This window comes from Agrobacterium sp. GW821-FHT02D03 (genome assembly GCF_059421725.1).
Map to the genome: position 1 here is coordinate 1,187,463 of NZ_JBWKVN010000001.1, position 12,585 is coordinate 1,200,047.

Genomic DNA, 12,585 nt, shown 5'->3' on the forward strand with positions numbered 1-12,585 from the left:
CATGCCACTGGCAATTGCGGCGCGCGTCATGCACCCGAGAATTGATTTTCGTCAGTTAAGAAGCGTTAGAGTGAAAACTGTAAACATAAGCTTAAGCTGATGTTTTCCATGGGGCTTCGCGGATCGATCGACTTGATCTTCCGTAACGGCAACGGAAAGCTTGATTTTGAGGCAGTGCGCCTTTTTGTTGCGCAGTTCTGCCAAGTCTTTTATGCATGGCATCGACCGCTTCCAGCATACTCTGGAAGCGGTTTCAGTTTGAGGTGAGATCATGTCTTCGTCGGTAGCTGTCGGGAACGCGTCGCAGGGCGGCAGTTCATGGGCCGCGCATTTGCGCGCTACGCTTGCATTGGGTATTCCGCTCATCGGGGCGCAACTGGCGCAGCTCGGCATCCATACCACCGACATGATTATCGTCGGTCAGCTTGGTGCGGAAAAGCTTGCCGCCATGGTGCTGGCCGGTCAGTTCTTTTTCGTCGTTTTCATCTTCGGCTCCGGCTTTTCGGTCGCGGTCGTCCCCATGGTTGCCAATGCCTACGGGCAGGGGGATGCGATATCAGCCCGGCGCGCGCTTCGGATGGGCATGTGGGTCGCGATTGTCTATTGGCTGCTGGCGCTTGGCATTTTTCACAATGCGGAGCGCATTCTGGTGGCGCTTGGGCAAAATCCGAATGTGGCGAAGCTGACGGGCGATTATCTTGCCATTTCCAAGTTCGGCATGCTTCCGGGCCTGCTTTTCTATGTGATGCGCGGTTTGGTCAGCGCTATCGGGCGTGCGAGCATTGTTCTCTATGCGACGATCGCCATGCTGCTGATCAACGGCGTTCTGGCCTACGCCCTCGTTCTCGGCCATTTCGGCTTGCCCGCCATGGGCATGAATGGCGCTGCCGTGGTGGCCGTCATCGTCAATCTTTTCAGTCTCGTGTTCATCGTCGTCTATATTCAGACCCAGGAGGAAACACGCCAGTACGAGCTCTTCGTGCGCTTCTGGAAGCCGGACTGGAAGGCGCTTGGCGAAGTCTTGCGTCTCGGTCTTCCCATCAGCATTACCATTCTGGCGGAAGTTACGCTGTTTTCTGCCGCCTCCATTCTGATCGGCCAGATCGGCACGATCGAACTTGCGGCCCATGGTATTGCGCTGCAATTGGCATCGCTTGCCTTCATGATCCCGCTTGGGCTGTCGCAGGCCGCAACGGTGCGTGTTGGCGTTGCTCATGGCAGAGGCGATTACCCCAACCTGATCCGTGCGGCGATCACCGTCTATGCGGTTGCCTGCGTCATTGCGATTTGTGGCGGGATACTGTTCGCGGCGGTGCCTGAAAGGCTTGGCAGCCTGTTTCTCGATGAGCGGCTGCCAGAAGCGCCACAGGTGCTAGCCTATGCGTCAACGCTGATCATCATGGCAGGTCTGTTCCAGCTTGTGGACGGTATCCAGGCCGTCGCAGCCGGCCTGTTGCGCGGGTTGAAGGATGCACGCGTGCCAGCTCTTCTGGCTCTGATTTCCTATTGGCCGATCGGCTTTGGCCTTGCCTGGACCATGGCCTTTCCACTCGGCTTCGGGGGCGCGGGCGTCTGGTCCGGCTTTGTTGTGGGGCTGAGTGCTGCGGCGATCATGCTCACCACGCGCTTCTATCTGCTGGTGAAGCGGGAAATGAAAGCGGCAGGTAAAGCGTGAAACGAAAACGGCCCGCTTTGAGCGGGCCGAGCGTTATCTCAAATAAAGCCGAGTCTTATCAGCGCTCTGCGAGGGCCGGTTCGCCCTTCTTCTCACGCAGCAGGTTGACGAAGCGGCGGAAGAGGTAGTGGCTGTCCTGCGGGCCGGGCGATGCTTCCGGGTGGTGCTGCACCGAGAAGACCGGCTTGCCAGTGATGCGCAGGCCGCAATTGGTGCCGTCGAACAGTGACGTGTGAGTCTCTTCAACGCCTTCCGGCAGAGACTTCGCATCCACCGCAAAGCCATGGTTCATGGACACGATTTCCACCTTGCCGGTGGTAAAGTCCTTAACCGGGTGGTTTGCGCCATGGTGGCCCTGGTGCATCTTCTCGGTCTTGGCGCCAACGGCAAGGCCGAGCATCTGGTGGCCGAGGCAGATACCGAAGATCGGCAGGTCGGTCTTGATCAGGTTCTGGATGACCGGCACGGCATAGGTGCCGGTTGCAGCAGGGTCTCCCGGGCCGTTGGAGAGGAAGACGCCATCCGGCTTCAGCGCCATGATGTCTTCGGCAGAGGTCTGGGCCGGAACGACCGTGACCTTGCAATCCAGACCGGCGAAGAGACGCAGGATGTTGCGCTTCACGCCGAAGTCGACGCAGACGACATGGTACTTCGCATCCTGCTCACCGAGCGTGCCGTAACCTTCGCCCCAAACCCACGGCGTTTCGCTCCAGACGGAGGACTGACCGGAGGTGGCTTCAATGGCGAGGTCGAGACCGACGAGGCCGCTCCAGGCCTTGGCTTCAACCTTCAGCGCTTCGATGTCGAAAACGCCGTTCGGGTCATGGGCGATCACTGCGTTGGGTGCACCGTTTTCGCGGATCCAGGCGGTGAGCGCGCGGGTGTCGATGCCGCACAGACCGATGATGCCGCGGCTCTTCAGCCAGTCGTCGAGATGCTTGGCAGCGCGATAGTTGGACGGGTCGGTGATGTCGGCCTTGAAGATGACGCCAACCGCGCCGTGGCGTGCTGCCGGCGTCAGGTCTTCGATGTCTTCGTCGTTGGTGCCGATATTGCCGATATGCGGGAATGTGAAGGTGACGATCTGGCCGAGATAGGACGGGTCGGTCAGGATTTCTTCGTAACCCGTCAGCGCGGTATTGAAGCAGACTTCCGCCTGAACCTTGCCTGTCGCGCCGATGCCGGTTCCCTCGATCACGGTGCCATCTGCAAGAACGAGCATGGCGGTCGGTTTGCGTGTTGTCCAGGGAGCTGTCTCGGTCATCTCGTTTTCCGTTTCTGCCGGTCCGGCCCGCCTCTTGAAAGGCAGGACGAAAGCGGTCATGTTTTCTCGCGGAGCAAGGACGCGCGAAAGCCTTCGCGTCGTAACCTTCGTTAAATTCTCGTGCAGGTGCCGGAAAATAACGGAAGCGGTCCGTGCGGTCAACCGCGGGGCCGGTGAATCCGCAGGAATTAAAAGCAAGCTTCTTCAAAGACTTGAGCAAAGGGTTTGCCGATTGACGCCTGCTCGTTTATGTCACCCGCACAATTGTTAAGGAAAGTTTTGGGCTTGAAATATCTTCACGCCCGGCTTTCCAAGGAGAAACTGAGATGATCCGCGATACATTCGCAAGCGCCCTGAAAGAAGCCATGAAGGCCAAGGATGCCCTTCGCCTGTCGACGATCCGTCTGGTGCAGACGGCGATCAAGGATCGCGATATCGCCAATCGCGGCGTCGGCAAGGAGCCCGTTTCGGATGAGGAAATCCTGCAGATTCTCGCCAAGATGATCAAGCAGCGCGAAGAATCCTCTTCCATCTATGAGAAGGCAGGACGCGAAGAGCTTGCCAAGCAGGAGCGTGACGAAATCGCCATCATCAAGTCCTTCATGCCGGAAGAAATTCCAGAAGCGGAGGTTCGTGGCATCATTGAAGGCGTGATTGCCGAAACCGGCGCATCGGGCCTGCGGGACATGGGCAAGGTGATGGCTGTTCTGAAGGAACGCTATCCGGGCCGTATCGATTTTGGCAAGGCATCGGGACAGATCAAGGATTTGCTGAAGTAAATCCAGCCACTTTTGTAAGACGATGAAAATAAGAAAGGCAGGGCCTATGTGGGAGCCCTGCCTTTCTTTTATCGGAAGGTGCGCCTGCGGACTGGCGACCTCTTATCGGGCGAGCGGTGGGGGGATTTCGCCCGGGCCTTCCGATGGTACTCATCACTCGCGACCTCATGTCGATGATGAGAGATTGCCACGCGTGCCGCTCCTCTTCAAATTACAAATAGGTAATTTGGGGCGGTTGGTTTCTGCCGCAATTTCGCCCGAAGTTTCGATAGAGCCACTACTTTGCGTTCAATGACGGACACTGTGAATAACGGGTATGAGGACGCGTCAGGCTTGGTATTTGGCAGCCGACAGGCTTATATAGAAGATCGCCGGATGGCCGGCAGAGATTTCAGGTACAATGCGCTTTTCAAACTCCTTCCTCGACGAGATACGCGACCGGGTGAACATCTCCGATGTCATCGGCAAACGCGTGACGTGGGACCGGAAGAAGAGCAACGCCTCGAAGGGCGACTTTTGGGCCTGCTGCCCCTTCCATGGCGAAAAGAGCCCGAGCTTTCACTGCGAGGATCGCAAGGGTCGTTACCATTGCTTCGGCTGTGGTGTTTCCGGCGATCATTTTCGCTTCCTGACGGACCTCGACGGCATGGCCTTCCCGGAGGCCGTGCAGCAGATTGCCGATATGGCGGGCGTTGCCATGCCGCAGCCGGATGTGCAGGCCGAACGGCGAGAGCGTGAACGGGCGTCGCTTCAGGACGTCATGGAAATGGCGACCCTGTTTTTTCAGGATCAGTTGCAGACGGCGGCAGGGGCGCGAGCGCGTGCCTATCTGCGCGATCGAGGGCTTAGCGGACGCACCATCGAGACCTTCCGGCTGGGCTATGCGCCAGAAAGCCGCAATGCGCTGAAAGAGCATCTTGCGGCCAAGGGGATCACCAAGGAGCAGATGGAGGCCTGTGGCCTTGTCGTGCATGAGAACGTGCCGGTCTCCTATGACCGTTTTCGCGACCGCATCATGTTTCCTATCCTGTCGTCGCGCGAAAAGGTCATCGCCTTTGGCGGTCGTGCCATGGCGGCGGATGCGCTGGCGAAATATCTGAATTCGAACGAAACCGAACTCTTCCACAAGGGCAGCGTCCTTTACAATTTCGCCCGAGCGCGCCGCGCCACGCAATCTGCCGGCACTGTGGTTGCGGTGGAAGGTTATATGGATGTGATCGCGCTTTATCAGGCGGGCGTCGAAAATGTCGTGGCGCCACTTGGCACGGCGCTGACCGAAAACCAGCTTGAGCTTTTATGGAAGATGGCGTCGCAGCCGGTTCTCTGCTTTGATGGTGACGGCGCCGGTATTCGCGCGGCCAATCGCGCTGCTGACTTGGCGCTGCCTTATATCAAGCCCGGACGCTCGGTCAGCTTCGCGCTGCTTCCCGACGGCAAGGACCCGGACGATCTCGTGCGCCACGAGGGCAGGGCGCCTTTCGACCGCGTGCTTGCCGAGGCCAAGCCGCTGGCTGCGATGATCTGGAGCCGTGAGACGAGCTCGACCGCTTTCGATACGCCGGAAAAACGCGCCGAGCTGGAAAACCGTCTGCGCCAGATCGTGTCGGTGATTGGTGACGAAAGCGTGCGCCGCTTCTACCAGCAGGATATGCGCGACCGGCTGAATGCGTTCTTCCAGCCGCAGTTTCAGCGCGGCGGCAACAACATGCCGAACCGCAACTTCGGTCGCGGTGCGCAGCCCAATGGCAGGAATGGACAGCGCGGGCAGGGTGCAGCCTCTCCAGGCGGTGGTGGGCGGATTTCCGATCGGCTCAGCCAGTCCGGTCTGGTCAAAGGCTATCTGACGGCGCCGGCGCTTCGCGAGAGCGTTCTGGCACTGACCATCGTCAACCATCCGCAGTTGCTCCTGGAGGAGTATGACGAGATCGCCGCGATCGACTACGAAAACCGCGATCTTCAGCGGCTGTGGTCGCAGGTGCTGACCTATGCCGCGGAGAATGCGGCGGAGCTGTCTCGTACTGGCCTGATGGAGCGGTTGGAGGCACATGGCTTCGACGCGATGGTGAAGGCGATGAACCAGCAGGTGCGCAATGCGCGGCTCTGGACCGCGACCGAGCAGGCAGCACCGGAGGATGCGCGCGAGTGTTACATTCAGGCGCTCTCGCTGCACAAGCGTACCAAGGCTCTGCGCTGGCAGATGGTCGATCTCGAACGGGAAATTGCCGAGGCTATCGAGGCTGGAGATAGCGAACGCGTCACTCTGCTGATGCGCGCGCTTTCCGAGGTACAGCTTGAAATCGGCCGGATGGAAAACCAGGAGGCGATCATCGATGGCTTTGGTGTGATGTCGGGCAGGGTGAAGGGTCCGGCTTACGGGCATGGGTGACGCGTGTTTCGATGGTGGAGATCGGTCGCTCAGGCGCTAGCGTCTTGGGTTGTTGCCCGTCCTTACCGCAAAATCGCGTGACGCTTTCGTGCAGCGTGCATTCGTTGTTTCGACGCGCTCAGGCTTGCCTTTTGTAATTATTGCCCTAAATAGGGGATAAGTTGGTGAAGGCCCGCAAAATGTTGCCGCTATGACGGCTTTTTCGGTTTTTAACCCTAGGTCTGGCCGGAAAGGCTTGACGTAACGGGAAATAGCGGGAATCACCATTTCAGGAAAAGTAAGGTGGAATGGACCTTGGCGGATCGAAACTGCATGAGCATGTATTTCCGAATGCACTGTCTTAAGGTTCCTCCGGTAAGTGCTGCGTTTAATCGGCAGTTAAAGATCATTCCGTTAGGTGTTTGACGTGATTCGGGGCTGTCGCCGGAAACCTTTCCAAGGTGGACGGCGTTGGCCCAAGGCGGATGTGAGCGTCAGGGAAAGCGACGAGATAGATGGCAACCAAAGTCAAAGAAAACGAAGAAGCTGAAAACGAACGCGATGGCGCGACGGATGGGCCGCTTCTCGATCTTTCGGATGACGCGGTCAAGAAAATGATCAAGGCCGCCAAGAAGCGCGGCTACGTCACCATGGATGAACTCAACGAAGTTCTGCCATCCGATCAGGTCGATCCCGATCGCATCGAAGACATCATGGCGATGCTCAGCGAAATGGGCATCAACGTGGTCGAGGACGAAGACGCCGAGGAAGCTTCCCCCGAGGCTGACAGCGACGATTCCGACAGTGACGAGTCCGAAGGTGGCGAACTTGCGCCTTCGAGCGGCACGGCACTTGCGGCTGCCAAAAAGAAAGAGCCGACCGACCGCACCGACGACCCGGTGCGCATGTATCTGCGCGAAATGGGCTCGGTGGAGCTTCTGTCGCGCGAAGGCGAAATTGCGATCGCCAAGCGCATCGAGGCCGGCCGCGAGACGATGATCTCGGGCCTGTGCGAAAGCCCGCTGACCTTCCAGGCGCTGATCATCTGGCGCGACGAACTCAACGAAGGCACGACGCTGCTGCGCGAGATCATCGATCTCGAAACGACCTATTCCGGTCCGGAAGCCAAGGCTGCTCCGCAGTTCCAGAGCCCGGAAAAGATCGAGGCCGACCGCAAGGCTGCCGAAGAAAAGGAAAAGACCCGCCGCGCCCGTAACCCGGGTGGCGATGACGACGTGACCAATGTCGGCGGCGAAGGCCTGCCGCCGGAAGAGGAAGAAGAGGACGACGACGAGTCGAACCTGTCTCTTGCCGCCATGGAAGCGGAACTGCGTCCGCAGGTCATGGAAACGCTGGACACGATTGCCGATACCTACAAGAAGCTGCGCAAGCTTCAGGATCAGCAGGTCGAGGCGCGTCTTGCCTGCACCGGTACGCTGTCCACCGGCCAGGAGCGTCGCTACAAGGAACTGAAGGATCAGTTGATCACGGCGGTGAAGTCGCTGTCGCTGAACCAGAACCGTATCGACAGCCTTGTCGAGCAGCTCTACGACATTTCCAAGCGCTTGATGCAGAATGAAGGCCGTCTGTTGCGTCTTGCCGAATCCTACGGCGTGAAGCGCGACAGCTTCCTCGAGCAGTATCACGGTGCGGAGCTCGATCCGAACTGGATGAAGTCGATCGCCAACCTTGCAGCCAAGGGCTGGAAGGAATTTGCGCGCGAAGAAAACAACACGATCCGCGACATTCGTCAGGAAATTCAGAACCTGGCGCAGGAAACGGGTATTTCGATTGCCGAATTCCGCCGCATCGTTTCGATGGTGCAGAAGGGTGAGCGCGAAGCACGCATCGCCAAGAAGGAAATGGTGGAAGCCAACCTTCGTCTGGTGATCTCGATTGCCAAGAAGTACACCAACCGCGGCCTGCAATTCCTCGATCTCATTCAGGAAGGCAATATCGGCCTGATGAAGGCGGTCGACAAGTTCGAATACCGTCGTGGCTACAAGTTCTCGACCTATGCGACGTGGTGGATTCGTCAGGCGATCACCCGCTCGATTGCCGACCAGGCGCGCACGATCCGTATTCCGGTGCACATGATCGAAACGATCAACAAGATCGTTCGGACATCTCGCCAGATGCTGCACGAGATCGGTCGCGAACCGACCCCGGAAGAACTGGCTGAAAAGCTGGCGATGCCGCTCGAAAAGGTCCGCAAGGTTCTGAAGATCGCCAAGGAGCCGATCTCGCTTGAAACGCCCGTGGGTGACGAAGAAGATTCCCATCTCGGCGACTTCATCGAGGACAAGAACGCGCTTCTGCCGATCGATGCCGCCATTCAGGCGAACCTTCGCGAAACCACGACCCGCGTTCTCGCATCGCTGACGCCACGCGAAGAGCGGGTGCTGCGCATGCGCTTCGGTATCGGCATGAACACCGACCACACGCTGGAAGAAGTCGGCCAGCAGTTCTCGGTGACGCGCGAACGTATCCGCCAGATCGAGGCGAAGGCACTGCGCAAGCTGAAGCACCCGAGCCGTTCGCGCAAGCTGCGCTCGTTCCTCGACAGCTGATCGGCAGTCGCACAAGATTTAAAACCCGGTCAGACGATGGCCGGGTTTTTTGCTTTCATGCGGTCAAAGTTTTCACGCCGGGGCCGATTTTCGGTCGCTTGAGATGTCAACGCCTATGGAAACACCCCTGAAACAGAACATGCGGCGACCAAGAAACTGGATCATCCCAGCGTCTGTGCTGCTGCATGTTGTGCTCATCGGGGCACTGTATTTCTACGGCGACTATGAGGCTTCTATGCCCGTTGAGCCAGAGAGCGTGAGCGTGGAACTGGTGGACCCTCCGAAGGAGGAGCCGCCACCGCCACCAGAGGAGAAGAAGGCGGAAGAAGCGAAGAAGCCGGAACCACCACCGCCGCCGCCGCCGGATAATCAGCGCGCCGCGAGCCTTCCCAGCGTCGCCATTCGTCCCGACAAGACGCAGCTTGATGCGCGTGATGAGCCAGGGGAACAAACGGACGAAGGCGGTCAGGAACAGACACAGCCGGGTGAAGGAGCGGTTCCAGAAGCGCAGGAAGACGAGATGGTTGCCAAGCAGGAGCCGCCGGCAACTCCGGTCGCACCTTCACCATCAACGCCAGTGTCTTCCGAAGCTTCTGCAATCCCTGCCAATGCCGCAAATGGTGAGATCGCGGCCTCTCAGAACTCGCCTGTTCAGGATCAGATTGCCACTGTGGTGCCTGTGCCAAGGCCAGATCCGAAAGAACTCAAGCCCTCGCAAGCGGATGCCCCGGCCTCCGGTGAGGGTAATCCAGAGCTGAAGCCCGCAAAAAAGATACTGGCAAGCGGCAAGCGCCCGAAACCGATGCTTAGACAAATCATGGGGAAGTTGCCTCCGCAAGAGCGCGTCGCGCAACTATGTATTGCGGAGACGATGGCTCAAATCAGAGTAAACAAGGGTAGTTTCATCGGATTGCAGCCGCATACGGGCAAAGACTATCCAATCGCTGGCAACCTCATGAACGCCAAGGGTGCGTTCAATGTCGGCAACAATACATGGTTCGCTGTCGACTACCGGTGCGAAGTGGACATCGACAAATACATTGTAACGGATTTCCGTTTTCACATCGGTGGCCAGTTTGCACCAGAAGACGTCAAGCGCCTCAAGCTTCCAGAGGGTTGATAGCGTGCAAAGTACTGGTCGGAAGATTGTCAGCGACTTGTAAAGGATGCTGAGCGGCTTGAAGCGAGAATACAACCCTAAAAGTGCCCTATAGCACGGGCCCGAAAATCGGCATCGATTTCCGGAAAAGTGCGATACGCAGATTTTAACAGTGGGACGCGTCCTTCGTGCGTCCAATAGGACGCACGGCACTCTGCATTTTACGCCTCGACCTTTTTGCCAATGAGCTTGCCGATAGACGACAGCAAGGAATCCTCGTCATAGGGCTTGCGGATGATCGGCACGTGCGCCAGTTCGCCCGGTACCATGATGCCGTCGGCGTAGCCGGTGGCGAACATGAAGGGGATCTCGCGTCTCAGCAACTCGTAGGCCACCGGGATTGAGGTATCGCTGCCAAGATTGATGTCGAGAATGGCTATGTCCGGCTTGGCCGTCTTCAGCTTTTCCAGCGCCATTGCGGAAGATGTCGCGGTTTCGATGTCGGTAATGCCATGCTGTTCCAGCATGTACTCCACGTCCATGGCGATCAGCATCTGATCTTCAACGAGAAATACGTTCAACTTTTCCTCCGGGGAATAGGATGCGAAATCGACTTTTCCGCCGATCTGCGTGTCGTTGGTCGTTTCCACGACGCTGACCGAGGCGTGGCGCGCAGGGATGAGAATTTGTGCTTCCAAGCCATGGGGTAGATAATCGATGCGGCTTTTGCCGCCGAGGTCGTAGGGAACGCTGCGGCTGATGAGTGCCGTTCCGAAGCCGGTTTTTGCTGGCGGCGTTATTCTGGTGCGGGCTTTTTCCTGCCAGTCGAGCACGACGTCACGCCGCTCGTTGAGGCGCCAAGAAACAGACAACTCCCCGCCGGCATGGGCAAGCGCGCCGTATTTGGCAGCGTTGGTGGCCAGTTCATGCAGGACGAGTGCCATGACTGAAAATGCGCGCGAATCCAGCACCACGGCCGGTCCATCGAGCGTAATCACAGTTTCCGGCGAGCGATGAGGAGAAAGCTCTGCCTCCAGCAGATCCTTCAACATGCCACCACCTTCGCCGCGCACGACCTGATCATGGGCGAAGGAGAGCGCCTGGATGCGTCCCTTGAGCGCCGTCACATATTCCTGCAAGGTGCGGCCTTCCTGGGTGGGGTTGCCCACCAGAGATTTGATAATGGCCAGCACGTTCTTGACGCGGTGGTTCAGCTCTTCGTTCAGCATGCGCTGGCGCACTTCTGCCTGGGCTCTCTCGTCTGCCATCAACTCGCTATGGCGGAATGCCACTTCCACCAGCGCAACGCGCGCCGCTTCCGCAATCTGCCGGTCCTCATCCGTCCAGGGCTGGGCCTGTTTGTGAACGGTTTCCTTCCAGATGGCGAAGCTCTTGCGCGGTGTCAGACGGTCACCCATAGGGCCTGTCTGATAGGATTTTTCCGGATTGCCACCCCAGTTCAGCGTCTGGATCAACTCCTTGCGAAAGAACAGGAGATAATCGTTCTTCACCTGCGAGAGCGAAACGGCCATCAGGCCGGCCGTCACGCCGCTATACTCCTCGGCCTCGGGCAAGTGGTTGAAGAGCGCATGGGTTGCCCAAACCTTGCCCTCTGCCACGGAATGCAGGAGCCTGCCGATGTGCGAAATGGCGGTGTCCGGCGGCGTGCTGCCGACGCTATACCAATTGTCGTTCATCAACAGACCGACGCCATCGCAGGGCATCAGTGTCTTGAAGTCGTGCAGGTTGTCCGCCAGAAGCTCTTCGATGTTCGTCTGGTGGGTGGCAAGACGCAGGAATCGATCGAGTGCTGCGTGCGCGTCCTGCGCGGTCATCAGCTTTTTCTGCTGCTTGAGTGCCTGCAGGTGGAGGGAAAAAAACTCGCCGAACATTTCCGCCGCAATGCGCACGGGCATGGGCAGGATTCGCGGAGAATAATGGTGACAGGCAATCAGCCCCCACAGCTCGCCCTCGACAATGATGGAAATCGACATGGAGGCCGACACACCCATATTGCGAAGATATTCCAGGTGAATGGGCGAGACGCTGCGCAGATGGGCGTAGGAAAGATCCAGATGCTCTCCTGATGCGTCGAGACGCGGGATGACTGGGACCGTTTCACCCTCTGTGTTGGAAATGATGCGCAGCGTGTTCTTGAGATACAGCGCGCGCGCCTGCTGGGGAATGTCGCTTGCCGGAAAGTACTGGCCGAGGAAGCTCTCGAGCGCGGGCTGCTTTGCTTCCGATATGACCTTGCCGGCGCCATCCTGCTCGAAGCGGTAGATCATCACCCTGTCATAGCCAAGCATTGCCTTGATCAGACGAGATGTACGGGAAATCAGACTGTCGACATTGTCGGCTTCGCGAATGCGATCGATCATCAACTGAGCCGTGTGAAGAGGCTGCGCCTCATCGGTCGCTGTTTCCAGCTCTATGATCGTGACGGACTTATAGCGATGGATTGCAACATCATAGGCTCTGCCGTTGCCCATCCGGACATTGGGCAGAAGGGCGGCGCGGTTGCTGTTTGCCGTCACCGTCAAGGCATTGCGCAGATCGTGCACGGCCGTATTGCCGAAGATTTCTTCGGTCTGGCGCCCGGTCAGGTCGCCTGCAATACCGAGGAAGGCCTCGCAGTTCTCTGAATAGCGAAGGACGGTGCGCATTGCGTTATCGCACACGATCAAACATCCATGCGGCTGAATGCTGCCTGGAATGTGAATCGGTTCTCTATCGCAGTTTGTGAGATCGACCTTCTCGTCTAAAGGCATCATGGGTCAGTGTTCCAAGCGCAGTGTTATGCTGGACTGCAGGTGGGCCGCTCTTTGAAGGG

7 protein-coding genes are annotated in these 12,585 nt (G+C 58.2%); 5 read left to right on the forward strand and 2 right to left on the reverse strand.

The features are described from left to right. Window positions 1–271: 271 nt before the first annotated feature. On the forward strand, window positions 272–1,675 hold the full coding sequence (locus AC07U5_RS05545; RefSeq protein WP_343108705.1) for an MATE family efflux transporter: 1,404 nt from the start codon (window positions 272–274) through the stop codon (window positions 1,673–1,675). A gap of 58 nt (window positions 1,676–1,733) precedes the next feature. Here the strand turns inward: AC07U5_RS05545 and carA are convergent, their stop codons facing one another. Then, entirely contained in the window at window positions 1,734–2,939 is a 1,206-nt protein-coding gene (carA, locus tag AC07U5_RS05550) for a glutamine-hydrolyzing carbamoyl-phosphate synthase small subunit (RefSeq protein WP_062426631.1), read from the reverse strand. 326 nt (window positions 2,940–3,265) lie between these two features. Here carA and AC07U5_RS05555 point away from each other — a divergent pair, with 326 nt between their 5' ends. From AC07U5_RS05555 to AC07U5_RS05570, 4 genes are all read left to right on the forward strand, one after another. Continuing rightward, a complete protein-coding gene (locus AC07U5_RS05555; RefSeq protein WP_062440409.1) occupies window positions 3,266–3,718 on the forward strand; it encodes a GatB/YqeY domain-containing protein in 453 nt (150 codons plus the stop codon). A gap of 400 nt (window positions 3,719–4,118) precedes the next feature. Next, window positions 4,119–6,104, forward strand: coding sequence for a DNA primase (gene dnaG / locus AC07U5_RS05560; RefSeq protein ID WP_494722501.1), 1,986 nt, complete (start codon window positions 4,119–4,121; stop codon window positions 6,102–6,104). Window positions 6,105–6,598: 494 nt separating this feature from the next. Next, window positions 6,599–8,653, forward strand: a complete 2,055-nt coding sequence (gene rpoD, locus AC07U5_RS05565) for an RNA polymerase sigma factor RpoD (protein ID WP_111846872.1) — start codon at window positions 6,599–6,601, stop codon at window positions 8,651–8,653. Window positions 8,654–8,792: 139 nt separating this feature from the next. Then, window positions 8,793–9,773, forward strand: a complete 981-nt coding sequence (locus AC07U5_RS05570) for a DUF930 domain-containing protein (RefSeq protein WP_494722502.1) — start codon at window positions 8,793–8,795, stop codon at window positions 9,771–9,773. Between the two features lie 200 nt (window positions 9,774–9,973). On the opposite strand, the gene AC07U5_RS05575 is transcribed toward AC07U5_RS05570, so the two are convergent. Beyond that, window positions 9,974–12,526: an HWE histidine kinase domain-containing protein gene (locus AC07U5_RS05575; RefSeq protein WP_494722503.1), complete on the reverse strand. Its 2,553-nt coding sequence runs from the start codon at window positions 12,524–12,526 to the stop codon at window positions 9,974–9,976. Window positions 12,527–12,585 lie beyond the last annotated feature (59 nt).

Excerpts from the sequence above, each read along its gene's own strand:
- AC07U5_RS05575 (WP_494722503.1), bottom strand. The coding sequence starts at position 12,526 with ATGATGCCTTTAGACGAGAAGGTCGATCTCACAAACTGCGATAGAGAA.
- carA (WP_062426631.1), bottom strand. The coding sequence starts at position 2,939 with ATGACCGAGACAGCTCCCTGGACAACACGCAAACCGACCGCCATGCTC.
- dnaG (WP_494722501.1), top strand. The coding sequence starts at position 4,119 with ATGCGCTTTTCAAACTCCTTCCTCGACGAGATACGCGACCGGGTGAAC.
- AC07U5_RS05555 (WP_062440409.1), top strand. The coding sequence starts at position 3,266 with ATGATCCGCGATACATTCGCAAGCGCCCTGAAAGAAGCCATGAAGGCC.
- AC07U5_RS05545 (WP_343108705.1), top strand. The coding sequence starts at position 272 with ATGTCTTCGTCGGTAGCTGTCGGGAACGCGTCGCAGGGCGGCAGTTCA.
- AC07U5_RS05570 (WP_494722502.1), top strand. The coding sequence starts at position 8,793 with ATGCGGCGACCAAGAAACTGGATCATCCCAGCGTCTGTGCTGCTGCAT.
- rpoD (WP_111846872.1), top strand. The coding sequence starts at position 6,599 with ATGGCAACCAAAGTCAAAGAAAACGAAGAAGCTGAAAACGAACGCGAT.